The 23,428-nt window shown below is 68.5% G+C and carries 22 protein-coding genes; 14 read left to right on the top strand and 8 right to left on the bottom strand.

Features of this window, described 5'->3' with window-relative positions; genetic code table 11:
- Nucleotides 1-73: 73 nt before the first annotated feature.
- Entirely contained in the window at nucleotides 74-1,387 is a 1,314-nt protein-coding gene (locus IEW34_RS00440) for a glutamate-5-semialdehyde dehydrogenase (RefSeq protein WP_188607173.1), read from the bottom strand.
- A gap of 176 nt (nucleotides 1,388-1,563) precedes the next feature.
- The gene (proB, locus tag IEW34_RS00435) at nucleotides 1,564-2,706 is read right to left on the bottom strand and encodes a glutamate 5-kinase (protein WP_188607172.1); all 1,143 of its coding nucleotides are present in this window, start codon (nucleotides 2,704-2,706) and stop codon (nucleotides 1,564-1,566) included.
- 133 nt (nucleotides 2,707-2,839) lie between these two features.
- Here proB and IEW34_RS00430 point away from each other — a divergent pair, with 133 nt between their 5' ends.
- On the top strand, nucleotides 2,840-3,883 hold the full coding sequence (locus IEW34_RS00430; protein ID WP_188607171.1) for a complex I NDUFA9 subunit family protein: 1,044 nt from the start codon (nucleotides 2,840-2,842) through the stop codon (nucleotides 3,881-3,883).
- Nucleotides 3,884-3,945: 62 nt separating this feature from the next.
- On the opposite strand, the gene IEW34_RS00425 is transcribed toward IEW34_RS00430, so the two are convergent.
- From IEW34_RS00425 to IEW34_RS00415, 3 genes are all read right to left on the bottom strand, one after another.
- Nucleotides 3,946-4,677, bottom strand: coding sequence for a sulfate transporter family protein (locus tag IEW34_RS00425; RefSeq protein WP_188607905.1), 732 nt, complete (start codon nucleotides 4,675-4,677; stop codon nucleotides 3,946-3,948).
- A gap of 387 nt (nucleotides 4,678-5,064) precedes the next feature.
- On the bottom strand, nucleotides 5,065-5,892 hold the full coding sequence (locus IEW34_RS00420) for a YiiX/YebB-like N1pC/P60 family cysteine hydrolase (RefSeq protein ID WP_188607170.1): 828 nt from the start codon (nucleotides 5,890-5,892) through the stop codon (nucleotides 5,065-5,067).
- 92 nt (nucleotides 5,893-5,984) lie between these two features.
- Complete coding sequence (locus IEW34_RS00415) at nucleotides 5,985-6,983, bottom strand: 2-hydroxyacid dehydrogenase (RefSeq protein WP_188607169.1); 999 nt, start codon at nucleotides 6,981-6,983, stop codon at nucleotides 5,985-5,987.
- A gap of 228 nt (nucleotides 6,984-7,211) precedes the next feature.
- Between IEW34_RS00415 and IEW34_RS00410 the strand changes: the two genes are divergently transcribed.
- Complete coding sequence (locus IEW34_RS00410; protein WP_188607904.1) at nucleotides 7,212-7,733, top strand: SH3 domain-containing protein; 522 nt, start codon at nucleotides 7,212-7,214, stop codon at nucleotides 7,731-7,733.
- A gap of 199 nt (nucleotides 7,734-7,932) precedes the next feature.
- Here IEW34_RS00410 and irrA read toward each other — a convergent pair whose 3' ends face one another.
- A complete protein-coding gene (gene irrA / locus IEW34_RS00405) occupies nucleotides 7,933-8,412 on the bottom strand; it encodes an iron response transcriptional regulator IrrA (RefSeq protein ID WP_188607168.1) in 480 nt (159 codons plus the stop codon).
- Nucleotides 8,413-8,769: 357 nt separating this feature from the next.
- Between irrA and fabA the strand changes: the two genes are divergently transcribed.
- From fabA to IEW34_RS00365, 8 genes are all read left to right on the top strand, one after another.
- A complete protein-coding gene (gene fabA, locus IEW34_RS00400) occupies nucleotides 8,770-9,297 on the top strand; it encodes a 3-hydroxyacyl-[acyl-carrier-protein] dehydratase FabA (protein WP_188607167.1) in 528 nt (175 codons plus the stop codon).
- A 226-nt stretch (nucleotides 9,298-9,523) separates the two neighbouring features.
- The gene (fabB, locus tag IEW34_RS00395; RefSeq protein WP_188607166.1) at nucleotides 9,524-10,747 is read left to right on the top strand and encodes a beta-ketoacyl-ACP synthase I; all 1,224 of its coding nucleotides are present in this window, start codon (nucleotides 9,524-9,526) and stop codon (nucleotides 10,745-10,747) included.
- Between the two features lie 170 nt (nucleotides 10,748-10,917).
- The gene (fabI, locus tag IEW34_RS00390; RefSeq protein ID WP_188607165.1) at nucleotides 10,918-11,742 is read left to right on the top strand and encodes an enoyl-ACP reductase FabI; all 825 of its coding nucleotides are present in this window, start codon (nucleotides 10,918-10,920) and stop codon (nucleotides 11,740-11,742) included.
- A 368-nt stretch (nucleotides 11,743-12,110) separates the two neighbouring features.
- Nucleotides 12,111-12,785 (top strand): phosphoribosylanthranilate isomerase, encoded by a 675-nt coding sequence (locus IEW34_RS00385; protein WP_188607164.1) that lies wholly within the window; start codon nucleotides 12,111-12,113, stop codon nucleotides 12,783-12,785.
- Nucleotides 12,782-14,068 (top strand): tryptophan synthase subunit beta, encoded by a 1,287-nt coding sequence (gene trpB, locus IEW34_RS00380; RefSeq protein ID WP_244641656.1) that lies wholly within the window; start codon nucleotides 12,782-12,784, stop codon nucleotides 14,066-14,068. Before IEW34_RS00385 ends, trpB begins: the two co-directional genes overlap by 4 nt.
- Nucleotides 14,065-14,928, top strand: a complete 864-nt coding sequence (gene trpA, locus IEW34_RS00375) for a tryptophan synthase subunit alpha (RefSeq protein ID WP_188607163.1) — start codon at nucleotides 14,065-14,067, stop codon at nucleotides 14,926-14,928. Before trpB ends, trpA begins: the two co-directional genes overlap by 4 nt.
- 144 nt (nucleotides 14,929-15,072) lie before the next feature.
- Nucleotides 15,073-16,044 (top strand): acetyl-CoA carboxylase, carboxyltransferase subunit beta, encoded by a 972-nt coding sequence (accD, locus tag IEW34_RS00370; protein WP_188607162.1) that lies wholly within the window; start codon nucleotides 15,073-15,075, stop codon nucleotides 16,042-16,044.
- Nucleotides 16,041-17,390 carry a bifunctional folylpolyglutamate synthase/dihydrofolate synthase gene (locus IEW34_RS00365; RefSeq protein ID WP_188607161.1) on the top strand — a complete coding sequence of 450 codons (1,350 nt, stop codon included), beginning with the start codon at nucleotides 16,041-16,043 and terminating at the stop codon, nucleotides 17,388-17,390. Before accD ends, IEW34_RS00365 begins: the two co-directional genes overlap by 4 nt.
- A gap of 58 nt (nucleotides 17,391-17,448) precedes the next feature.
- Here IEW34_RS00365 and IEW34_RS00360 read toward each other — a convergent pair whose 3' ends face one another.
- A complete protein-coding gene (locus IEW34_RS00360; RefSeq protein WP_188607160.1) occupies nucleotides 17,449-17,895 on the bottom strand; it encodes a type 2 periplasmic-binding domain-containing protein in 447 nt (148 codons plus the stop codon).
- On the bottom strand, nucleotides 17,892-18,596 hold the full coding sequence (locus IEW34_RS00355; protein WP_188607159.1) for a class I SAM-dependent methyltransferase: 705 nt from the start codon (nucleotides 18,594-18,596) through the stop codon (nucleotides 17,892-17,894). Before IEW34_RS00355 ends, IEW34_RS00360 begins: the two co-directional genes overlap by 4 nt.
- A 197-nt stretch (nucleotides 18,597-18,793) precedes the next feature.
- On the opposite strand from IEW34_RS00355, the gene IEW34_RS00350 reads away from it, so the two are divergent.
- From IEW34_RS00350 to IEW34_RS00335, 4 genes are all read left to right on the top strand, one after another.
- Nucleotides 18,794-19,453 carry a TetR family transcriptional regulator gene (locus IEW34_RS00350; RefSeq protein WP_188607158.1) on the top strand — a complete coding sequence of 220 codons (660 nt, stop codon included), beginning with the start codon at nucleotides 18,794-18,796 and terminating at the stop codon, nucleotides 19,451-19,453.
- 214 nt (nucleotides 19,454-19,667) lie between these two features.
- Nucleotides 19,668-22,097 carry a xanthine dehydrogenase family protein molybdopterin-binding subunit gene (locus IEW34_RS00345; RefSeq protein ID WP_188607157.1) on the top strand — a complete coding sequence of 810 codons (2,430 nt, stop codon included), beginning with the start codon at nucleotides 19,668-19,670 and terminating at the stop codon, nucleotides 22,095-22,097.
- Nucleotides 22,094-22,921 carry an FAD binding domain-containing protein gene (locus IEW34_RS00340; protein ID WP_188607156.1) on the top strand — a complete coding sequence of 276 codons (828 nt, stop codon included), beginning with the start codon at nucleotides 22,094-22,096 and terminating at the stop codon, nucleotides 22,919-22,921. The genes IEW34_RS00345 and IEW34_RS00340 overlap by 4 nt, the downstream gene beginning before the upstream one ends.
- On the top strand, nucleotides 22,918-23,424 hold the full coding sequence (locus IEW34_RS00335; protein WP_188607155.1) for a (2Fe-2S)-binding protein: 507 nt from the start codon (nucleotides 22,918-22,920) through the stop codon (nucleotides 23,422-23,424). The genes IEW34_RS00340 and IEW34_RS00335 overlap by 4 nt, the downstream gene beginning before the upstream one ends.
- Nucleotides 23,425-23,428 lie beyond the last annotated feature (4 nt).

Raw genomic sequence — 23,428 nt, 5'->3', positions numbered from 1 at the left:
GCTTCCGGCGCGGAGAGCTGGCACATCTTGGCTCGGCCGAGCGCATGCCCAAGAGCCGTGACTGGCGCCGCGGTCAGGGCCGGGTCTGGCCTGTGCCGCGGACCCGGTACTTGAACGACGTGAGCTGCTCGGTGCCGACCGGGCCGCGCGCATGCATGCGGCCGGTCGCGATGCCGATCTCGCCGCCAAAGCCGAACTCGCCGCCGTCGGCGAACTGGGTCGAGGCATTGTGCAGCACGATGGCCGAATCGACCTCGGCCATGAACCGCTCCGCCGTTGGCTCGTCCCCGGTCACGATGCAGTCGGTGTGATGGGAGCCGTAGGTCTCGATGTGGTCGATGGCCGCGTCGAGGCCGTCGACGAGCCGGACCGAGATCACCGCGTCCAGGTATTCGGTGCGCCAGTCATCATCGACCGCGGGCTTCACCCGGGTATCGGCCGCGGCGGTCGCGGCGTCCCCGCGGACTTCGCAGCCCGCCTCCAGCAGCGTGGCGACGAGCGGCGCGAGCAGGCGGGCGGCTCCCGCCCGGTCAACGAGCAGCGTCTCGGCCGCGCCGCACACGCTGGTGCGCCGCATCTTGGAGTTCAGCACCACCTGTCGGGCCAGGTCCAGGTCGGCGTCGCCGTGGACGTAGACGTGATTGAGCCCGTCCAGGTGAGCGAAGACCGGAACCCGCGCCTCGTGCTGCACACGGGCGACAAGGCTCTTGCCGCCCCGCGGCACGATGACATCGATGGCCCCGTCGAGGCCGGCCAGCATCAGACCCACGGCGGCCCGGTCGCGCGTCGGCACCAGCTGCACGGCGTGGGCCGGCAGACCGGCCGACGCTAGGCCCGTCGCCATGGCCGCGGCGATGGCTTGGGCGGAGCGGAAACTATCGGAGCCGGACCGCAGGATCGCCGCGTTGCCGGCCTTGAGGCACAGGGCGCCGGCGTCCGCAGTCACGTTCGGCCGGCTCTCGAAGATCACGCCGACGACGCCGAGCGGTGTCGACACGCGCTCGATGACGAGGCCGTTCGGCCGCTCGAAGCGCGCCGTGACGCGGCCCACCGGATCGGGCAGCTCTGCGATCTCGTCGACCGCCGCGGCGATGGCTTCAACGCGCCGTGCATCGAGCAGCAGGCGATCGATGTAGGATTCCGACTGCCCGTTCCGACGGGCTTCCTCGGCGTCGGCGCGGTTGGCATCCAGGATCGCCGGCGCGGCCGCGCGGATCGCCGCCGCTGCCGCGGCCAGGCCGGCGCGCTTCGTCTCGGCCGGGGCCAGGGCGAGGCGCCGCTGAGCGGCGCGGGCGCGCCTGCCGATCTCGATCATGACGGGCGCCACCGCCGGCTCCGCCTCGGTCGCGGAGGTGGACTTGTGCTCCGAGAGCAGCGCTACGCTCATCACCGTCACCTTGCATCGGACGCCGACGCCAGACCGCCGCCGCCGTCAAGCCCTCATTAAGGGGTTGCCTTCGGCTCTGGCAAGGGTTTGCCGGCCATCCTGCGCGGCCGGTGCCGTCCGGGCATCCGCGCATCCGCGGGCTTCGGCCCGGGGGCGAAGCACCCCGTCCGTGCCGGCTAGCCGGGCCCCTTCAGCGCGCCGGCAAGCACGAAGACGTCGCGGTGGATCAGCTCGGTGCGCCCGGTGAAGCCGACGATGGCGGGAATGTCGGCCGACGATTTGCCGGCGATGCGTGCCGCATCCTCGGCGTCATAGTTCGACAGGCCGCGGCCGACCTCGGTACCGTCGAGGCCGCGCACGAGCAGCGGGTCGCCGCGCGCGAAGCTGCCGTCGACCCGCACCACGCCGGCCGGCAGCAGGCTCTTGCCGCGCCTCAGGGCGGCGAGCGCGCCGTCGTCGATGGTCACCGTTCCGCGGCTCTCCAGCATGCCGGCGATCCAGGTCTTGCGCGCTCGGGTGGGGGTGGACGGCGAGAGGAACCAGGTGGCCGGCGCCCCCTTGGCGATGCATCGTAACGGCCTCTCGACCTGGCCGGAGGCGATCACCATGTGGGCGCCGCCCTGGGTCGCGATCTTGGCCGCCTCGATCTTGGTGCGCATGCCGCCGCGCGAATGCTCTGAGGCGGCGCCGCCCGCCATGGCCTCGATCTCCGGCGTGATGCGCTCGACCACGGGAATGAGCGTGGCGCCCGGATCGCTCGCCGGCGGCCCCGTGTAGAGCCCGTCCACGTCGGACAGCAGCACCAGCAGGTCGGCGCCCGCCATGGTGGCGACACGCGCGGCGAGGCGGTCGTTGTCGCCGTAGCGGATTTCGCTGGTGGCCACCGTGTCGTTCTCGTTGATCACGGGAATGGCGCGCCATTCGAGCAGCTTGGCCAGGGTGGCACGGGCGTTGAGGTAGCGCCGTCGTTCCTCCGTGTCCCACAGCGTCACCAGCACCTGGCCGGCGGTGATCCCGTGGGCGCCCAGCACCTCGGCCCAGATGCGCGCCAGGGCGATCTGCCCCACCGCGGCGGCGGCCTGGCCGTCCTCGAGCTTGAGCTGGCCGGGGGGCAGCGCGAGCACTGTGCGGCCCAGCGCGATGGAGCCGGACGACACCACAAGCACGTCGGCACCGCGGCGATGCAGCGCGGCGAGGTCGTCGGCGAGCGCCGCTAGCCATTCTTCGCGCACGCGGCCGCGGTCGCGGTCGACCAGCAGGGCGGAGCCGACCTTCACGACGATGCGGCGGAAACTGTCGAGGGAACGTGTCTTGGCCATGGAACAGGTGAACGTGGGAGCGGACGGGCCGCTTTCGAGGCGCGGCGCACTGTGATCACCTCGCTCTATACAGCCGCGAGCCGATTGACTAGGAAGCCTCGTCCGACCAGTGGGAATACCCGCGGAGAGCCCCATGTCTTTCAGCAGGCAACAGCCATCCGAAACGCTGGTGACGGTTTTCGGTGGATCCGGCTTCGTCGGCCGCCACGTGGTGCGTGCGCTGGCCAAGCGTGGTCATCGCATCCGTGTCGCCGTGCGGCGTCCCGATCTTGCCGGCCATCTCCAGCCGCTCGGCGGCGTCGGCCAGATCAGCCCGGTGCAGGCCAACGTGCGCAATCGGGCGTCCGTCGAGCGGGCGCTCGAGGGCGCGCATGCGGTGGTCAACCTGGTGGGCATCCTGCAGGAGGGCGGCCGGCAGCGCTTCGACGCGGTGCAGGCCTTCGGCCCGCGCATCATTGCGGAGGCCGCGGCCGCTCGCGGCATCGACCGTCTGGTGCATATTTCGGCGCTCGGCGCCGATCCGGACTCCGCCTCCCAATACGCGCTCACCAAGGCCGAGGGCGAAGCCGGCGTTCGCGCCGCCATTCCTGGTGCAGCGATCCTCAGGCCCTCCGTCATCTTCGGGCCGGAGGACCAGTTCTTCAACCGCTTCGCCGAGCTTGCCCGCATCCTTCCGGTGCTGCCGCTGGCGGGAGGCGACACGCGCATGCAGCCGGTGTTCGTCGGTGACGTGGCTGCGGCCGTGGCGCGTGCCGTAGACGGCGCCGTGGCCGCCGGCGTCTACGAGCTCGGCGGGCCGGAGACCCGCACCCTGCGCGAACTCGTCGACTACGTGCTGGCGACGACCCGCCGCAGCACGCCGATCGTGCCGCTGCCGCTGCCGCTCGCACGCCTGCAGGCGTGGTTGACCGAGGTGGCAACCACCATGACGCTGTCGATGTGGCCGCAGGTCCTGCGCATCACCCGCGACCAGGTGAGGCTGCTCCAGGTCGACAACGTGGTCTCGGATGCCGCCACGCGCGAGGGGCGGACCCTGGAGGGCATCGGCATCACGCCGACGGGCTATGATGCCATCGTGCCCACCTACCTGTGGCGCTTCCGCAAGACCGGGCAGTTCGATTCGTCCGACCTGCCGCCGGCGCCGCTGCGACACGACGCTCAAGCCATTGAATCTTGAGCGCTTCTTTCGCGCTGGGCGGTCCTGCCCAATCGTGAAGCGCGCGTCCCGCCGCACGTGCCTTACTTGACCTCGCTGCCGGCGGGCCGGCGGCTCAGCTGGGTCTGCCCGGCCGGCTCCGCCCGGCTGAGCGCCTTGTGCACGTGGACCATCAGCGCGATGCCGAACAGCGGCGTCAGCAGATTGGCGAAGGGCACCACCACCAACGCCGCGATGGCGAGGCCGCCGAGGAAGACGGTCGCCCGGTTGCGCACGCGCATCGCTTCCGCGTCCGCCACGGGCCTGAAGCGGGCGGCGGCCATCTCGAAATATTCGCGGCCGAGCAGGTAGCCGTTGGCGACGAAGAAGGCGATCAGGTTGACGCCGGGCACGAACACCAGCAGCAGCGCGACGATGTTGACGGCGAGCGACAGGCCGGCGAAGCGCAGCCCGTAGAGCAACGAGCGGCCGAACGATAGCGGCGTGCCTGGCACATCGTTCGGATAGTAGCGCTGCTCCACCGCCTCGGCCGCCTCGTCCAGGAAGTAGCCGGAGACCAGTGCCGACACCGGCGGCAGCAGGAACGCCAGTCCCACGAACAACCCGATGCCGACGAGGAAGAACGCCAGGGTGTCGAGGATCGGGTATGATCCGCTGATGCTGTGGTTGGACAGATAATAGTTGAACAGCCGCGTCAGGCCGAACCAGACCAGCAGCAGGATGCCGGCGGTCAGCAAAAGCGAGAGGCTCAGCAGCCGCCGGAAGGGCGGCGACAGGATCTGGCTGAACGCCTTTACGGCTCCCTCGACCAGTATGAACGGGCTCGTCGTCATGCCTCTCCAACTCACCAGGTCGCCTGTGCACGCGCCATGAAGGCCCCGCAGGTGCCGCCGGGGGCGCCGTCCCGGGGGCGCTGCGCGCCCCGACCGTCGCGGCGCGGTCCGGATTGGCGCTCCAATTCAAATGCTCTAGGCGTTCGGCTGGACCGTGATCGCGGCCGCTTCCGTCGGCGTGCGGGGTCATGCCGTAAAGCATTTCGCCGCCAGATGAAATCATCCGATCGCAGCGGAATGCTGCAACCTGTTGAATTTGGACCGCTTCTCTCCGATCGGGCAGGGTTTTGCGATCGGTACGCGCTCGGGTTTCAAATGGTTATGAGCGGTTCTGCGCCATCGGATGACCTCATCCCATTGCGAGCTACTCTAGCTTCCCGGAGCCGGTGGCGGGTCGGGCATGCCGATCCGGCCGACCTGCCGCTCGCCAGCCCCCGCGCCGGTCGAATCGTCCCGCCAGATGAAGCGCTTATAGTCGAACCCCATCTCGATGGTGGGCTTCAGGATGGCGAAGTAGGGCGAGATGTCGAAATCGCGCGGCGCATAGAGGCTGTGGTGGCGGATGTGAATCAGCTCGGCGCGGGCGTAGTGGGTGATGCCCCGCCGCTTGTTGGTGTCGATGCGCGGCAGGATCGGGTAGCGCACGTGCTGGAAGGCCTCGGCGATCAGCGTCGAGCAGATCGCGCGGGTCGGCTCTCCGGATCCCACCGCGATCATGCGCCGGCGGAAGCGCGCGGGAATCGGCAGGGGCAGAAGGTAGCGCGCCAGGTCGACCACATTCTTCATGTCGTACCTCTGGCCGATGCGCGAGGTCACGAAACGCACCACCTCGGCGCGGTCCTTCGGAGTCATCGCGACAGGGCGGCAGATGCGCACGTGCGCGTGCTCGTACTTCGCCAGCGGGACCGACACGATGCCGAGCTTCACGTCGGCTTCGATCAGCGTGTGGGCCTCGCCCTCGCTCTCGGTGCCGGGGATGTCGCCGACATAGAGAGCGGCGTGCGACCACGTGGACTGCGTCATGTACTTGATGATGCTGGCGATGCGGGTGTTGCCCTCGACCAGGAGCACGTCGCCGGGCTGCAGCACCCGCGCCAGTGCCTCCGGGTCCGGCGGTGCGGAGGGGCTATAGCCATCGAGCTCCTTGGTGAGGAAGTCGGCGATTCTGCGGCCGAGCCAGCCTCGGGCCTCCTCCATTCGGCCTCCCTCCACCCGGCACGATATGCGCCGGGGCCCAGATAGTGTCGGCGCTCGTCAGATCAACCCGCAGCCGCTGTTCCTGCTGCGGGTCAGAGCATGCTCGGCAGCACGCGGTCGGGCGGTCGGTGCCCGTCCATGAAGGTCTTGATGTTGACGATCACCTTCTCGCCCATGTCGATGCGACCCTCGATGGTGGCCGAACCCAGGTGCGGCAGGAGCACCACCTTGTGCGCCTTGGCGAGCTTGAGCAGGCGGGGGTTGACCGCCGGCTCGTGCTCGAAGACGTCGAGCCCGGCGCCGGCGATCTCGTCGGCCTCCAGCATGCGCGCCAGCGCCGTTTCGTCGATCACTTCACCGCGCGCCGTGTTGACCACGATGGCTGAAGGCTTGAGCAGCTTGAGGCGGCGGGCCGAGAGCAGGTGATACGTCGCAGGCGTGTGCGGGCAGTTCACCGACACGATGTCCATGCGCGCCAGCATCTGGTCGAGGGAGTCCCAGTAGGTCGCCTCGAGCGCTTGCTCGGTCGCCGCCGATACGCGACGACGGTTGTGATAGTTGATCGACAGGCCGAAGGCCCGGGCACGACGGGCTAAGGCCTGGCCGATGCGGCCCATGCCGACGATGCCCAGGCGCTTGCCGGTGATCCGTCGGCCAAGCATCCAGGTCGGCGACCAGCCCGCCCATTCCTGATCGTCCGGCAGGATGCGCGCGCCCTCGGCGATGCGGCGGGCGACGTCGAGGATCAGCGCCATCGTCATGTCGGCGGTATCCTCGGTCAGCACGCCCGGCGTGTTAGTCACCGTGATGCCGCGGGCCAGCGCCTGCTGAACGTCGATGTTGTCCACGCCGTTGCCGAAATTGGCGATGAGCTTGAGGCGCGGTCCGGCCTGGGCCAGCACCGCCGAATCGATGACATCGGTGATCGTCGGCACCAGGATGTCGGCCGCGCGGGTCGCCTCGACGAGATCCGCCGTCGTCATCGGCTTGTCGGCGGCGTTGAGGCGCACCTCGAAGAGCTCGGCCATCCGTTGTTCGATGGCATCGGGCAGCTTGCGGGTGACGACGACGAAAGGCTTCTTCTTGATCATGACACGTCCGGGCGGGAGCGTTTCACCCCCCGTTAAACATGGCCGGGCCACAGATAAAGGTGTCGACCCATCAATGCCTCTCTAGCAGAGGACGGCAGAAAGACAATGAGACGTGCTGCGAACGCTCCGCTGGCGGCGAGCAACGGCGGGCGCTGCCCGCTGCCTGCCGCCCTGGCCCACTTCGCCGAGAGGGGGCATTTGCTCCGTCCTCTTGCGCGCCGCCCTCGGATGCCGCGGCGCCTGGCCGCGCTCTTCGCCCTGCTGCCGCTCATTCTGATGCAGACGCCGCCCGGCGCGGCCCTGGCGGCGCAGGTCGGCACGGCCAGCGGACTGCCGCTGCCGCGCTATGTCAGCCTCAAGTCCGACCGGGTGAACCTGCGCGAGGGCCCCTCGAAGGACCATCGGACGTCGTGGGTGTTCCAGCGCGCCGGCCTGCCGGTGGAGATCACGGCCGAATTCGAAACCTGGCGGCGGGTGCGGGACGCGGAGGGCACCGAGGGGTGGGTGCTGCACAGCCTGCTATCGGGCCGGCGCACGGCGCTGGTCACCCCATGGAGCAAGACGGGCACGCTAGCGCTGCTGGAATCGGCCAAGGACGACGGGCCTGTTGTCGCCCACCTTCAACCCAACGTGATCGCCAACATCAAGCGCTGCGACGGGAGCTGGTGCCTGGTGCTTGTCCAGAACGTCAGCGGCTACCTGCGCCAGGAGAGGCTGTGGGGCGTCTATCCCGGCGAGAAGGTGGATTAGCCGAGCGGTGGGCGATGGGGACCGGCCCGACGTTGCCGGGATCCAACGCAGCCGCCCGCATCTCTCGACGCTGCATCATGGCCGAATTCGGTCCGGCCATCCGGCGAGGCGCGGATTTCCAGCATCAAGGGCTGGTCGGATGGCACCTCGTGCCCGGACCCATGGCCGAAGCTCGCCCTGCCATGGCCCTCGTGACGGGTCAGGAGACCTTCTTGGGCCGCAGGCGGATGACCACGTCGACCTTGGTGATCTCCATGCCCTCCGGCGGCGCCGGCAGGTTGCCGATGGTGACCGCCGCGCCCGGAATGTCCATCAGCCTCTCCTCGCCTTCGACGAAGAAGTGATGGTGGTTGCCGACGTTGGTGTCGAAATAGGTGCGCGAGCCGTCGATGGCGACTTCCCGCAGCAGCCCTGCCTCGGTGAACTGATGCAGGGTGTTGTAGACGGTCGCGAGTGACACGGGGACGCGTGCCCGCGTCGCCTCCTCATACAGCATCTCGGCCGTGACGTGCCTGTCGCCCTTGGCGAACAGCAGCCAGCCCAGCGACACCCGCTGCCGCGTCGGACGCAGGCCGGCGCGCCTCAGTTCGCCGCGAAGCGCATGAACGGGACATCCCTGCAAGCCGGCGTGCGCGTGCTCGTCCTGGCCCCCGGAATTTTCGACAACCCCATCGCTCATTGAACATTCAACCCGTGTATAATCCAACCAACATCATAGGCAGGAGCTGACGCAACCGCAACATCGCGGGTGCCGCTTTCAGCCGATGCTCGAACCGTGCTAGAGCATGGCACGGTCGGATGCGGTCGTGCGGCCTCCTTCAATGTTCGAAACTGGAGCGCTTCGCCGCGCGCTTTCGGGCCGGATGATTTCTCCCGACCTCGATCGCCCCTGGGGGCTGCGACGGCCGCCCGAGCCATCGTCCCAAGCCATCGTCGCCATCACACTCTTTTTTCCATCTTGTCGAGTTCAATCGGACGACGGAATGCTCTAGGACGTCAGAACTCAGCTTACGATCCACCGCCCGATGTCAGGAACATGACCGAAACCGTGACCACCGCTCAGCGCCAGTCGAGCTACAGCTACGAGGAGCTACTCGCCTGCGGGCGAGGCGAGATGTTCGGGCCCGGCAACGCGCAACTGCCGCTGCCGCCCATGTTGATGTTCGATCGCATTTCGTCGATCGCCGACACCGGCGGCCAGCACGGCAAGGGCCATGTGACGGCGGAGCTCGATGTGCGGCCGGACCTCTGGTTCTTCCCCTGCCACTTTAAGGGCGACCCGGTGATGCCCGGCTGCCTCGGCCTCGATGCGCTCTGGCAGATGCTCGGCTTCTTTCTCGGCTGGTCCGGATCGCAGGGGCAAGGCCGGGCGCTGGGCGTTGGCGAGGTGAAGTTCTCGGGTCTCGTCCTGCCGTCCGTGAAGCGTGTGGTCTACCGGGTCGACCTGAAGCGTGTGTTCCGGTCCAAGCTGGTTCTCGGCATCGCCGACGGCTGGCTGGAGGCCGATGGCGAACGCGTCTACGAAGCCAAGGATCTGCGGGTCGGGCTGTTCCAGGCGGTCTGACGGCAGTGTCCGTCTGCCGAGCGGTGGCCTTACTTTCGATGCAACCATCTGGAATGCGTGCCGCCCTCGAGCGCTTCCCGGAGGCCTTCACCTTACGGTCAGGCGCGCCAAATTCATCTAATTGGAGCATGCTCACGGGCGGAGGATGTCATCCGACCGGAACATGCCTTAGGCCGCTGGGCCCCGAATCCGGCAGCCGGGGAACTGAGGAAAGGATTGGCGAGCGATGAGACGCGTCGTCGTTACCGGCATGGGAATCGTGTCGTCCATCGGCAACAACACGCAGGAGGTCGTGGCGTCCCTGCGAGAAGCCCGCTCGGGCATCGTCCGTTCCGAGGCTTATGCAGAGCTCGGCTTCCGCTGCCAGGTGCACGGCGCGCCGACGCTCGACCCGGCCGAGGTGGTGGACCGGCGTGCCATGCGCTTCCACGCCGGCGGGACCGGCTGGAACCACGTCGCCATGGACCAGGCCATCCGTGACGCCGGCCTGGAACCGCAGGACATCTCCAACGAGCGCACCGGCATCATCATGGGCTCGGGCGGCCCGTCGACGCGGACGATCGTGGAATCGGCGGACATCGCGCGCGCGAAGGGTCCCAAGCGCGTCGGCCCCTTCGCCGTGCCCAAGGCGATGTCGTCGACCGCTTCTGCGACCCTCGCCACCTGGTTCAAGATCAAGGGCGTGAACTATTCGATCTCGTCGGCCTGCGCCACGTCGAACCACTGCATCGGCAACGCCTACGAGCTCATCCAGTTCGGCAAGCAGGACGTGATCTTTGCCGGCGGCTGCGAGGAGCTCGACTGGAGCCTCTCCGTGCTGTTCGATGCCATGGGCGCCATGTCGACGAAGTACAACGACCGTCCCGACGTGGCCTCGCGCCCTTATGACAAGAACCGTGACGGCTTCGTCATCGCCGGGGGCGCCGGCGTCGTCGTGCTCGAGGAGCTCGAGCATGCCAAGGCGCGCGGCGCGCGCATCTACGGCGAGGTCGTCGGCTACGGCGCCACGTCGGACGGCTACGATATGGTCGCCCCGTCGGGGGAGGGGGCGGAGCGCTGCATGCGCATGGCTCTCGCCGGCGTGACGACACCGATCAGCTACATCAATCCGCACGCGACCTCGACGCCGGCCGGCGACGGGCCGGAGATCGAGGCGATCCGCAAGGTCTTCGGCACCGGCGCCAAGTGCCCGCCGATCTCCGGCACCAAGGCGCTCACCGGCCACTCGCTCGGCGCGACCGGCGTGCAGGAGGCGATCTACAGCCTGCTCATGATGAACAATGGCTTCATCTGCGAGAGCGCCCACATCGAGGAGATCGATCCTGCCTTCGCCGACATGCCAATCGTGCGGGAGCGGATCGACAACGCGCAGCTCGGCGCCGTGCTGAGCAACTCCTTCGGGTTCGGCGGCACGAACGCGACCTTGGTGCTGAAGCACATCGACGCCTGAGTCTGCTGCGTCGATCGACGTCGGCGGCGCGGCCGGCGCCCCGCCCATGCGGGCGCCGGTCGATCGATACGCACGCCACCGGGCGTGTCCTAAGGATGAGTTTGCCGGCGGCACCAGGCGCCGGTTTGCGCGCGGCACGCCGCCACGCAATGGCTTGGAAGGGTAGGGCGATGGGGTTGATGGCGGGCAAGCGCGGCCTGGTGATGGGCATCGCCAACAATCACTCCATCGCCTGGGGCATCGCGCAGGCGCTCGCTGGCGCTGGCGCCGAGCTTGCCTTTACCTATCAGGGCGACGCGGTGAAGAAGCGGGTGGCGCCCCTGGCCCAGTCGCTCGGCTCGTCGATCGTGCTGCCCTGCGATGTGGAGGATCTGGCATCGGTCGACGCCGTTTTCGCGGATCTGAAGCAGCGCTGGGGCAGCCTCGATTTCCTGGTGCACGCCATCGCCTTCTCGGACAAGAACGAGCTCAAGGGCCGCTACGCCGACACCTCGCGCGAGAACTTTTCACGCACCATGGTGATCTCGTGCTTCTCCTTCACCGAGCTCGCCAGGCGGGCTGGCGATCTCATGCCGAACGGCGGCTCGCTGCTGACGCTGTCGTTCGGGGCCAACCGGGTCATGCCGAACTACAACGTCATGGGCGTCGCCAAGGCGGCGCTCGAGGCGAGCGTGCGCTACCTGGCGGCGGATTTCGGCCCCCGAGCCATCCGGGTCAACGCCATCTCGGCGGGCCCGGTGCGGACGCTGGCCGGGGCCGGCATCACCGATGCTCGGCTGATGTACAACTATCAGAGGGCCCATGCGCCGCTGCGCCGTACGGTGACAATCGAGGAGATCGGCAAGTCCGCCCTCTATCTTCTGTCGGATTATTCGAGCGGCGTCACCGGCGAGATCCACTACGTCGACAGCGGCTACAACATTATCTCGATGCCACGGCCCGAGGTGCTCAAGGCGCACGAAGAGGCGGAGGGGCAGCCCGAAGCCGCCCAATAGGCGGCATGCCGAAAGAGGAGTGCGGACAAGAGGGGATTGCAGACAAGAAAAGGGGCAGCCTCGCTGCCCCGTAGATCTGCGCCATTTAGCGGCGCGCCCTGAATGTTGCAATGCAGCACATGTGCCGCTTGCCCCGTGGGCGTTTCCTCCCGAGACTTGGGCCGCGCAAGCGAGGCCTTTTTCCTGAGCAGAGATTAACGTTGCTCGTGGCGCGTTTGCAACCGTAATTTTTTATCAAATGTCGCCGGCGCGCAATCATGATCTCCTTGTGCCCGTTTGGAGGGCAGAGCAGGCGCTCGCTTGGGCAACTCGTCGCCGCGACCGCGAGCGAGGTGGACAAGCGAGCCCTGTCGTGCCAACTCCAGGCCATGTCCCTTCTCGTTAAGATCTGCGGATTGAACGCGGTTGAGTCGCTCGATGCGGCGCTCGCCTGCGGCGCCGACATGATCGGGCTGGTGTTTTTTCCCAGGAGCCCACGCCACGTGTCCGTCGCCGCCGCCAAAGGGCTGCGGCAGCATGTGCGCGGCCGGGCCGAGGTGGTGGCGCTGACCGTCGACGCCGACGACGCACTGATCGATGCTATCTGTGCCGAGGTTCGCCCCGACTGGTTGCAGCTGCACGGGCAGGAGAGCGGTGGGCGCCTGGCGGCGCTGCGCGCGCGCTGCCGGGTCCGCTCCATGAAGGCGCTCGGGATTGCCGCCGCGGCCGATCTTGCCGCCGCTGCCGCCTTCACGGCGGCCGACCGGCTGCTGCTCGATGCCAAGCCGCCGCAGGACGCGACGCGACCCGGCGGCAATGGTGCCAGGTTCGATTGGCGGCTGATCGCGGCGGCCGAGCTGCCCCCGTTTATGCTCTCCGGAGGCCTGACAGCTGCCAACGTCGCCGAAGCGATTGCCGAGGTCGGCGGCCACGGCAGTTTCGTCGGCGTCGACGTCTCGTCCGGCGTGGAGGCTGCGCCGGGCGTCAAGGACCCGGTCCTCATCGAGGCCTTCATCCGCGCGGCGCGCAGCGCCCGCCCAATGCGCAAGGATAAGGTCGCGTGACCGCCAACACCAAGCTCTCATCCGCCGGCAGCGCACCGGTGCCCGACCGTCCGAACTCGTTCCGCAGTGGCCCCGACGAGCGCGGCCGCTTCGGCCTCTACGGCGGCCGTTTTGTCGCCGAAACGCTCATGCCACTCATTCTCGAACTCGAGCGCGCCTACGGCGAGGCCCGAGCAGATCCAGCGTTCAAGGCCGAGATGGACGGCCACCTCGCCAGCTACGTGGGCCGGCCCAGCCCGCTCTACTACGCAGAGCGGCTGACCGAGCACCTGCGCCGCCAGGCGGCTGACGCCGGTGGCAGCGGGGGCGCCAAGATCTACCTGAAGCGCGAGGAGCTCAACCACACCGGCTCCCACAAGGTGAACAATGTGCTGGGCCAGATCATGCTGGCGCGGCGCATGGGCAAGAAGCGCATCATCGCCGAAACCGGCGCGGGCCAGCACGGCGTCGCCACGGCGACCCTGTGCGCCCGCTTCGGCCTGGACTGCGTGATCTACATGGGCGCCGTCGACGTGGAGCGGCAAATGCCCAACGTCTTCCGCATGCGGATGCTAGGGGCCGAGGTTGTGCCCGTCCAGTCCGGCTCGCGCACGCTCAAGGACGCCATGAACGACGCCCTGCGCGACTGGGTGACGAATGTCGACACCACTTTCTACTGCATCGGCACCGTGGCCGGTCCGCACCCCTATCCCACCATCGTGCGGGACTTCCAGTCGATCATCGGCCATGAAACGCGTGCCCAGATGCTGGAGGCGGAGGGACGCCTGCCGGACAGCCTGATCGCCTGCATCGGCGGCGGCTCCAATGCCATGGGCCTGTTTCATCCGTTTCTCGACGAGGCATCCGTTAAGATCTATGGCGTCGAGGCGGCCGGCCACGGCGTCGCCTCGGGCGCGCACGCCGCCTCGATCGCCGGCGGCCGCCCCGGCGTGCTGCACGGCAACCGCACCTACCTGCTGATGGACGGCGATGGCCAGATCACCGAGGCCCATTCGATCTCGGCCGGCCTCGACTACCCGGGGATCGGCCCCGAGCATGCCTGGCTGAACGATGTCGGCCGGGTGACGTATCTGTCGGCGACCGACGAGGAGGCGCTGGCCGCCTTCCAACTGCTGACGCGGCTGGAGGGCATTATTCCCGCACTCGAGCCGGCCCATGCCATCGCCCGCGTGGTGGAAGTGGCGCCGCAGCTGCCGCGCGAGCATCTGATGGTCGTCAACCTGTCCGGCCGCGGCGACAAGGATGTGCCGCAGGTGGCCGACATCCTCGGGGGGCGGGCATGAGCGCGCCGCACAAGTCCGGCGGGGTTGCCCGCATCGACGCGCGTCTCGCCGCCTGCCAGGCCGAGGGGCGGGCGGCGCTGATCACCTTCGTGACGGCGGGCGATCCCGATTTCGACACCTCGCTCGCCGTGGTCGAGGCGTTGCCCGGCGCCGGCGCCGACCTGATCGAGCTCGGTATGCCGTTCACCGACCCCATGGCCGACGGGCCGGCGATCCAGGCCGCCGGGCTGCGGGCGCTGGCCGGCGGACAGACCATGGTGCGCACGCTCGAACTGGTGGCGCGGTTTCGCACCCGCGACACGGCGACGCCGATCATCCTGATGGGCTATTATAACCCGATCTACATTTACGGGGTCGAGCGCTTCCTGGGGGACGCCCGGGCCGCCGGCGTCGACGGGCTGATCGTCGTCGACCTGCCGCCCGAGGAGGACGCCGAGCTATGCCTGCCGGCGCTCGAGGCCGGGCTGGCCTTCATTCGGCTGGCGACGCCGACGACCGACGACGCGCGCCTGCCGGCGGTTCTCGCCAATACCGCCGGCTTCGTCTATTACGTGTCGATCACCGGCATCACCGGCTCGGCGACCCCCGATTTCGGCAAGGTCACGGCGGCGGTCCAGCGTATCAAGGGGCATACACGACTGCCCGTTGCCGTCGGCTTCGGCGTCCGCACGGCGGCTCACGCCGCGACCGTTGCCGCGTGCGCCGATGGCGTCGTGGTCGGCACCGCGCTGGTGGAGCGGGTGAAGGCCGCGCTCGACGCCGAAGGCTGCGGCTCGGCCGCGACGGCGGAGGGGGTGGCCGCGCTGGTGCGGGAACTTGCGGCGGGCGTGCGCGGCGCCGCCAAATCGGATGCGGCCTGAGCCGCCAGCGTCAACATTCGTTGGGGGATGTCGCGGCGCGGGCGGTTAGCAGGCGGGTCGCGCCATGAAATTGTACGCTTCGCCCCTACATACGGATCTCGCGCGCGGGGCTGTTCGAGCGCCGCGCCTGGAGGTTGGGACCTCATGAACTGGATTTCCGACGTCGTTCGGCCGAAGATCAAGACGCTATTCAAGCGCGAAGTGCCGGAGAACCTCTGGATCAAGTGTCCGGATACCGGCCAGATGGTCTTCCACAAGGAGGTGGAGGCCAACCTCTTCGTTATTCCCGGCTCCAACTTCCATCTGCGGATGGGAGCTACGGATCGCCTCAAGTCGATGTTTGACGGCGAGCGCTGGGAGGATATCGCGCTGCCGGAGGTGCCGCTCGACCCGCTCAAGTTCCGCGACGAAAAGCGTTACGTCGACCGGCTGCGCGATGCGCGCGCCAAGACCGGGCAACCCGACGCGGTCAAGGCCGGGGTCGGCGAGATCGAGCACCTGCCGGTGACCATTGCCGTGCAGGACTTCGAGTTCATGGGCGGCTCGCTCGGCATGGCAGCCGGCGAGGCGATCGTCACGGCCATGGAGACGGCGGTCAGCCGCAGCACGCCCTTCGTGCTGTTCGCCGCCTCCGGCGGCGCGCGCATGCAGGAGGGCATGTTCTCGCTGATGCAGATGCCGCGCTCCACCGTGGCCGTCCGGCGCCTGCGTGCGGCGCAACTGCCCTATATCGTCGTGCTCACCAACCCGACCACAGGGGGCGTCACGGCCTCCTACGCCATGCTCGGCGATATTCACATCGCCGAGCCAGGGGCCCTGATCGGCTTTGCCGGGCCGCGCGTCATCGAACAGACCATCCGCGAAAAGCTGCCCGACGGCTTTCAGCGCGCCGAATATCTGCGCGAGCACGGCATGGTCGACATGGTGGTGCACCGCCACCAGCTGAAGCCGACCATCGCGCGGCTGTGCCGCATCCTCACCCGCCAGCCGGTCGTGGACGAGGAGGCCGCCCGGCCCGCCGGTGGCGAGGGGCAGGCGGTATCGATCGAGCCGGCGATACCGCCTCACGCCCCCGCCGCCAACACGACGGTCAAGCTCGACGCCGCGGCTGAATGAGCACAGTCCTGCCGGCTGAGGGCGCTCCGGACTCCTCGGACGCCCTGATCGCCCGCTTCCTTGGTCTGCACCCCAAGGCGATCGATCTGTCGCTGGAGCGCATCCAGGGCTTGCTCGACCGGCTCGGCCATCCCGAGCGGCGCCTGCCGCCGGTGGTGCATGTGGCCGGTACCAACGGCAAGGGATCGACCATCGCCTTCATGCGCGCGATGCTCGAGGCGGCGGGGCTCAGGGTGCACGTCTACACCTCGCCCCACCTCGTGCGCTTCCATGAGCGCATCCGGCTGGGCCGGACCGGGGGCGGGCGGTTCGTCGACGAGGATCGGCTGGTGGCAGCGCTGCGCATGTGCGAGGCGCTCAACGCCGGGGCGCCCATCACCGTATTCGAGATCACCACGGCGGCGGCCGTCTCGCTGTTCGCCGATCATCCGGCCGACGCGCTGCTGCTCGAGGTGGGCCTTGGTGGCCGCTTCGACGCCACCAACGTCATCGACGCGCCGGCGGCGGCGGTGGTGACGCCGGTCTCCCTCGACCACGCCGAATACCTCGGCGACAGCGTCACCCAGATCGCGGCGGAGAAGGCGGGCGTGTTCAAGCGCGGCCGGCCGGCGATCATTGCCCAACAGGGGCCGGAGACCACCGCCGTGCTCGAGGCCGCGGCCGAGCGCGTCGGAGCGACGGTGTGGGTCGGAGGCCAGGACTTCCTGGCGCGCGAGGAGGCGGGCCGCCTCATCTACGAGGACGCGAGCTGCCTCCTCGACCTGCCGCTGCCGCGCCTCGCCGGCCGGCATCAGCACGTCAACGCGGGGGCCGCCATCGCGGCGCTGCGCGCCGCCGGCTTTGCCGGGGTCGCTCGTGCGGCGATCGAGACCGGTCTCGGCTCGGCCCAGTGGCCGGGGCGCCTGCAGCGGCTCAGGGGCGGCCGCCTCACCGAACTGGCGCCTGCCGGCAGCGAGGTGTGGCTCGACGGCGGCCACAACCCGGACGGCGGCCGCGCCATTGCCGCGGCGATGGCCGAGCTCGAGGAAAAGAGCCCGGCGCCGCTGGTGCTCATCGCCGGCATGCTCGGCACCAAGGATGCGCGAGGCTTTCTCGGCTCCTTCGCCGGTTTGGCGAGCGATCTCCTCGCGGTGCCGATCCGCGGCCAGCTGGCGGCGCGGCCGGCGGAGGAGTTGGCGGAGATCGGACTTGCCGCCGGGCTCAGGGCCGAGAGCCGCACCGGCATCGAAGCGGCGCTGGCGAGCCTTCGCGAGCGGGTCTGGGCGAGAGCGCCGCGCGTGCTGATCACCGGCTCGCTCTACATGGTCGGCGAAGCCTTGGCGGCGAACGGCACGCCTCCGACGTAGCGGCTCGCAAGCGGCGAGCGCCCTTCGGCGTCTCTTCGAATCGCCGAAATTCTCTATCTCATTGATTTGTCGCGTTTTCTTCACGCGAACCGGCGTCCGCTTCGCTCGAAGACGCTCTAATGCGTCTGGAGCAGTAGCTGGCGCAGCCATTGATTTGCCGGGTCGGCATCGGATTGGCAGGCCAGTACAGACAGTGCCCGTACTCGGGGCGCACAAAGGGAAACGGCAACAGCTGATTGTCGAAATGCACGTTGACCGCGAGCGCATAGCGCTCCGGCATGGTGAGAACCAGGTCCGTCTCGCTGGCCAGCCGAAAGGCGGCAAAGTAGAGCTGCGACCGCGACCGCGACCGCGACCGCGACCGCGACCGCAACCGCAACCGCAACCGCAACCGCAGCCGGCGACGCAGGTCGCGGCGTCCGAGCTCGAACTCTTCGGCCGTGATACCGAGCCGGCGCGATGATATCGCGATATGCTCCAGCGCAAGACAGGTCTCGAGGCTCACGGCGCCGTCGATGAGCAGATGGCGCTGGCGTGCCATGACGACGAGCACACGAGGGTGGCATGGTCCCACCAGGGGTTCTCCGCCAGCCAGGTCCGGCACACGGTGTAACCCGCCGCCGTGAGTTCGGCAGCGAGGGCCGCGAGCGGCTTCAGCGCCCGTGCGGGCGCGCCGTCCTCGATCAGCCGGCAGGTCTGTACATCGAAGCGGGCTTTGGCGTCAGCCGACTTCGGCGGTCCGCACATATGGCTGACGATGAAGGCCCCGGCCGGCCGCAGCATGCGCCGCACCTCGGTCAGGCAGCGGGCCCGGTCGTCGTCGTCGATCAGGCAATGCAGGCAACTGCCGTCGAGCACGATATCGAAACTCTGATCGGCGAAGGCGGACATTTCGCGGACATCGCCTATCCGGAACGCGCCCGCCAGCCCTGCGGCAGCGAAGCGCTCCTCGGCCCAGGCGATGGCCGTCGGCGACAGGTCGATGCCGTGGACGCGGTAGCCCCGTTGTGCCATCGCCAGCGCGCCCAGGCCGTTGCCGCAGCCGAGCTCGAGCAAATCGGCCGGCGCCGCCGGGATCGCGCCCTCCGAGCCGAGCCGATCGAGCGCGGCGGTGAGACGCGCAAGGCCCCGCGTATGCGCGGCACCGGCCCAGCCGGGCAGGCCGGCTGCCTTCAGTTCGCGGTAGCGGCGGTCATATTGGGGCATGGGGCATCTCCCGCGCTTCGACTCCCTCTTCTGGGCGCGCCCTTCGTCGCTTGGCAAGAACGCCCGCGCCGCCGAGGGCGTCAGCCCTGAAACGGGGCGGCGGAGGCACGCCTTGACCGGCGGCGACCGGGTGCCCTAATTCGCTCATGCGACAGAAGCGCCTCGACCCCCAGGACAAGCAGATCACCGAACGCCTGATGCAGGCGGCGGAGTTCGTGTTTGCCGAGAAAGGCGTCGACAAGGCGACGTTGCGGGAGATCACCGGGCGGGCCAACGTTAATCTGGCGGCTGTAAGTTATTACTTCGGCTCTAAATCCGATTTGACTCTTGCGGTGTTCAGCCAATTGTCGACACGGCTGAACAAGCAACGGCTCGTCGATTTGGAAGACTGTCTGGCGCGCGCCAAGGCGGCGAAATGCCCGCCGGAGCTCAAGGCGATCCTCGAGATCTTCATCAGGCCTTATGTGGATACGGGCGAGAGCGGGCGACTGTTCGCTCGCCTCGTCATGCAGCATCGCATTGCCCCGACGGATCTCACGCGGGCGATCATCAAGCGGCATTTCGATCCGATGGCCAAGCGGTTCATCGAGGCGATTTCGCTCGCCTGTCCGCATCTCGAGCCGAACGATTTCTTCTGGCGCTATGCCTTCATGATCGGCACGGTCGTCTACAGCGTGGCTGACCTCAGCATCCGTGATCGAACTGCCCAGCTATCCGAGGGGAAGATCGACGCCGGCAACGCGCGCGATTTTCGCGACGCGATGGTCAACTTCCTCATCGGCGGCATGATGGGGGCTCGCGAAGTACAGGCGCCCGTCTCCAAAGCCAGGTCCAGGCGGCTCGCGGCAACGTCTTAGCTTAGTCGTAAGCTTCGGGAGCGCGGCGATCGTCTGGTGAACGCCGGGTTGCAAGCGACCGCTGAGGCAGCGCGGCCCGAGATTGGGGCCGTTCTTCATTCTCCAAGCTGGCGCCAGGCTCGACGCGCAACCGATGCTTCCATCCACGCTCGTGGTTGACGCTATCAAAACACGTGTTTAAAACCCACGTATAAACAGAGGAAACGGGCTCGAGATGGCTATTCCAGAGCAGGAAAGCGCCGCGAACGGCACCGGCCCGGCCCTTAGCCACGCAGGTGTAGGCACCGCGGCGTGGGTTGGCCGGGACATCCCCCGCAAGGATGCCGACCGGTTCGTCCTCGGCCATATCGACTACACTGCCGACATGATCGCGCCGGGGACGCTGCGCGTCGCGATTGTACGCAGTTCGCACGCCCATGCCCGGATCGGGCGGATCGACACCGCGGCCGCGAGTGCGGCGCCTGGCGTGGTGGCGGTCTTCACGGGCGCGGACGTTCGTGCCTGCTCGGCGCCGATGCCGACGCGCGTGCCGCGCGAGCGGTTCCCGGGCCCGGTCGATATCTGGTGCCTGGCCGCGGACGAGGTGCTGTACGTCGGCCAGCCGATTGCGGCCGTCGTCGCGACGTCTCTGAACGATGCGGAGGCGGCAAAGTCCCTCGTCGAGATCGACTACGACATGCTCGAGCCGGTTCTCGACGCAGCGGCGGCGCTGGCGCCGGGCGGGGCGCTGGCCCGCGCGGATTGGCCGACCAACGTGGTCGCGCGCGACACGATCCGTCAGGGCGACCTCGACCGGGCGTTCCAGGCGGCGTTTCGGACCGTGGGCGGCGAGATCTCGTTCGGGTCGGGGACCAGCGCCCCGATGGAGCCGCGCTGCTACATCGCGGATTGGGACGACCGCGCTTCCCATCTCACGCTGCACGGCACCTTGCAGCAGCCGCACCCGACCCGCTGGATGCTGGCGCAGGTGCTTGGGCTGAGGGAGGCGCAGATCCGCGTGGTGGCGCCGCCCGCCGGCGGCACCTTCGGCCTGAAGATGGTCGGGCATCCCGAGGAAGCGCTGGTCGCGATCCTCAGCCGTGAGCTCAAGCGCCCGGTGGCGTTCCTCGAAAGCCGCGAGGAGTGCTTTCTCGCCAATGCGCGCGAGCAGACGCACCGCTTCGAAATCGCGGCCGATGCCCAGGGCAGGATCATAGCGTTCCGGAACACCATCGTCGCCGATGTCGGCGCCATTGGCGCCGGCGGCGGCTGGGTCATGGCGATGGTGACGCCGACGGTTTTTCCGACCGTCTACGACGTGCCCAACGTGGCCGTCGACGCCGTGGCCGTGACGACCAACAAGCCGCCCTGGCAGGGCATACGCGGCTACGGCAAGGAAACCGCGAACCTGGTGATGGAGCGCGCCGTCGAGTTGATCGCGGTCGAGCTCGGCATGAGCTCGATCGAGGTCAGGCGACGTAATCTCCTGCCCAAGCAAGCCTTTCCGCATCGGCTTCCATCCGGCCTCAATCTGGACAGCGGCGACTACGCGCCCGCGCTCGACCAACTGCTCGATCTGTTTCCCCTCGATGAATGGCGGCAGCGGCAGCAGGACGCGGACAGCAACGACAAGCGCATCGGCATCGGCTTCGCGTTCGATCTCACGCCGGAGGGGGCATCGTTTCCGGGTTCGATGCAGGCCGGGTTCGAGACCTCGACCGTAACCGTCGACCCGACCGGCACGGTGCGGGTCGCGACCAGCGTGACCTCGCCGGGCGGCGGCAACGAGACCGGCATCGCGCAGATCGTCGCCGACGTCTTCGGCCTCTTGCCCGATGACGTCACGATCATTCAGGGCGACACCGACATCACCCCGTTCGGTACCGGCAACACCAGCAGCCGCAGCCTGATGTTCGGTGGCGCCGCTGCCGTCCTGGCCGCCCGCGAACTCAAATCGCGCGTTGCGGCATGCGCCGCGACGCTACTGCAGGCGGAGCCCGGCGAACTGGTGTTCGCGCAGGGCCGCATCTGTGTCGACGCAGACGCCGATCGCTCGGTCCCGTTCAAGCAGGCGGTGTCGACCATCTATACGCACGCCTATTCGATCGCGGCCGACATCGAGCTGCCGCTGCAAGTGATCAAGACTTATCGCTCACCCAATATCCGGCATGTTCCAGACGAGTTCGGTCGGATCAGCGCCTATCCGTCGTTTCCTTATTCGGTGCATGCGGCGGCGATCGAGATCGACGTCGCCACGGCGCAGGTGCGCGTGCTCGATTACGCCGCGATCCACGATTGCGGCGTCGTGGTCAATCCGGGGCTGGTCGAGGGGCAGTTTCGCGGGGCGGTCGCTATGGGCATCGGCGCCGCCCTCTGGGAGGAACTGCTCTACGACGAAAGCGGCGCCACCCGCACCAATCGCTTCAAGAGCTATGTGCTGCCTCGCGCCCCGGATCTGCCGCGCATCAGGATGGGCCACCGCGTCACGCCGAGCCCGTTTCAACCGCTCGGCACCAAGGGCGCCGGCGAGTCCGGCTTCGGCGGCGCAATGTCGGTGATCACCAATGCGATCGCCGATGCGCTGGGCGAGCACGGCCGCCACGTGAACCGCGTGCCGTTCAAGCCGGACCGCCTGCTGCCGCTGCTGGCGGGGGCGCTCTCATGATCGCGCACGATTTCGACTACCACGCGCCTCGCTCGCTGGCCGACGCTCTGGCGCTGCTCGGGCAAGCAGACGCGGCGGTGCTCGGCGGCGGCACCTGGCTCGTGCCCAACATGACCTATGGTCGGCAAAGGCCAAGCGCGGTGGTCGATATCCGCCGCCTCGGCCTCGACGCCATCGAGATCGCAGGCGACATCGTGGTCGGCGCCGGCGTGACCTATCGCCAGGTGCTCCAGTCCGAGGCGCTGCGAGCCAAGCTGCCGCTGCTGGCCATGATGGCCGGGCAGGTCACCGGCGGCCCGCAGATCGTCGGGCAGGCGACGCTCGGCGGCTCGGCCTGCTACGCCAATCCCTCTTCCGACGTGCCGGCCTGCCTCGTGGCGCTCGATGCGACGCTGCGACTCGCCAGCAGGACCGGCCATCGGGAGGTCAAGGCCGCCGACTTCTACACCGGGGCCTTCCAGACGACGCGCCGCCCCGACGAGATGTTGACGCATATGGTCTTTGCGCCGCCCCCCGGGGGGGCAGGTTGCGGCTACCACAAGCTGAAGTTCAGCACCGGCTCGTGGCCGATCGTGACGGCCGCCTGCATCGCCGTCGCGGCGACCGATGGAGGTCCTCGGCACCGCCTTGCTGTCGGCGGCGCCAATGCCGTGCCGGTGCTGCTCGAGATCGACGGTAGGGATCCCGACGAGGCGGTTGCCGCCCGACTCCCGAGCCTGATTTCGCAGGAGTGGTCGGACGAGTTCGCGGGCGCCGGCTACCGCCGCCAGGTCGCGCCGGCCATCGCCTCGAGGGCATTGCGGCAAGCAAGGGGGGCCCGATGAGCCGTCCATCGATCGACCTCGCCCTTCGGCTCGACCACCGGGATGTCGTCGCGCACGTCGACGGACGCGCGCTCCTCATCGAGGCCATCCGTGACCTCGGCGCCCGGAGCGCCCGCATCGGCTGTCTCACGGGCGATTGCGGCGCCTGCACCGTCCTGCTCGACGGGCAGCCGGTCAAGTCGTGCCTCGTCTTGGCCGCAGCTGCCGACGGCCGCGAGGTCGTCACGCTCGAGGGCAGCGCTTCGGCCATCGCCGAGACGGTCCGCCGGGCTTTCATCGCCAAGAAGGGCTTCCAGTGCGGCTATTGCACGTCGGGCATGATCCTGGTCGCGATCGACCTGCTCGAGGCCTTCGCCACGCCGACCGAAGCCGACATCCGCAGCGCCATCAGCGGCAACCTGTGCCGCTGCACCGGCTACGACGACATTGTCAGCGCCATCGCGGATGCAGCCGAACAACTGAGTGCGAAGGCGGCAACGCGCGAGTCGCCCGAGATCTTCTAAAACG

Origin of the sequence: Chelatococcus reniformis, assembly GCF_014640075.1 — a bacterium.
Classification (GTDB): domain Bacteria; phylum Pseudomonadota; class Alphaproteobacteria; order Rhizobiales; family Beijerinckiaceae; genus Camelimonas; species Camelimonas reniformis.
This window is presented reverse-complemented; position numbering and strand designations above follow the sequence as displayed.

Coding starts and splice junctions, on each gene's coding strand:
- IEW34_RS00440 (WP_188607173.1), bottom strand. CDS start 1,387: ATGAGCGTAGCGCTGCTCTCGGAGCACAAGTCCACCTCCGCGACCGAG.
- proB (WP_188607172.1), bottom strand. CDS start 2,706: ATGGCCAAGACACGTTCCCTCGACAGTTTCCGCCGCATCGTCGTGAAG.
- IEW34_RS00430 (WP_188607171.1), top strand. CDS start 2,840: ATGTCTTTCAGCAGGCAACAGCCATCCGAAACGCTGGTGACGGTTTTC.
- IEW34_RS00420 (WP_188607170.1), bottom strand. CDS start 5,892: ATGGAGGAGGCCCGAGGCTGGCTCGGCCGCAGAATCGCCGACTTCCTC.
- IEW34_RS00415 (WP_188607169.1), bottom strand. CDS start 6,983: ATGATCAAGAAGAAGCCTTTCGTCGTCGTCACCCGCAAGCTGCCCGAT.
- IEW34_RS00410 (WP_188607904.1), top strand. CDS start 7,212: ATGCCGCGGCGCCTGGCCGCGCTCTTCGCCCTGCTGCCGCTCATTCTG.
- irrA (WP_188607168.1), bottom strand. CDS start 8,412: ATGAGCGATGGGGTTGTCGAAAATTCCGGGGGCCAGGACGAGCACGCG.
- fabA (WP_188607167.1), top strand. CDS start 8,770: ATGACCGAAACCGTGACCACCGCTCAGCGCCAGTCGAGCTACAGCTAC.
- fabB (WP_188607166.1), top strand. CDS start 9,524: ATGAGACGCGTCGTCGTTACCGGCATGGGAATCGTGTCGTCCATCGGC.
- fabI (WP_188607165.1), top strand. CDS start 10,918: ATGGGGTTGATGGCGGGCAAGCGCGGCCTGGTGATGGGCATCGCCAAC.
- IEW34_RS00385 (WP_188607164.1), top strand. CDS start 12,111: ATGTCCCTTCTCGTTAAGATCTGCGGATTGAACGCGGTTGAGTCGCTC.
- trpA (WP_188607163.1), top strand. CDS start 14,065: ATGAGCGCGCCGCACAAGTCCGGCGGGGTTGCCCGCATCGACGCGCGT.
- accD (WP_188607162.1), top strand. CDS start 15,073: ATGAACTGGATTTCCGACGTCGTTCGGCCGAAGATCAAGACGCTATTC.
- IEW34_RS00365 (WP_188607161.1), top strand. CDS start 16,041: ATGAGCACAGTCCTGCCGGCTGAGGGCGCTCCGGACTCCTCGGACGCC.
- IEW34_RS00355 (WP_188607159.1), bottom strand. CDS start 18,596: ATGCCCCAATATGACCGCCGCTACCGCGAACTGAAGGCAGCCGGCCTG.
- IEW34_RS00350 (WP_188607158.1), top strand. CDS start 18,794: ATGCAGGCGGCGGAGTTCGTGTTTGCCGAGAAAGGCGTCGACAAGGCG.
- IEW34_RS00345 (WP_188607157.1), top strand. CDS start 19,668: ATGGCTATTCCAGAGCAGGAAAGCGCCGCGAACGGCACCGGCCCGGCC.
- IEW34_RS00340 (WP_188607156.1), top strand. CDS start 22,094: ATGATCGCGCACGATTTCGACTACCACGCGCCTCGCTCGCTGGCCGAC.
- IEW34_RS00335 (WP_188607155.1), top strand. CDS start 22,918: ATGAGCCGTCCATCGATCGACCTCGCCCTTCGGCTCGACCACCGGGAT.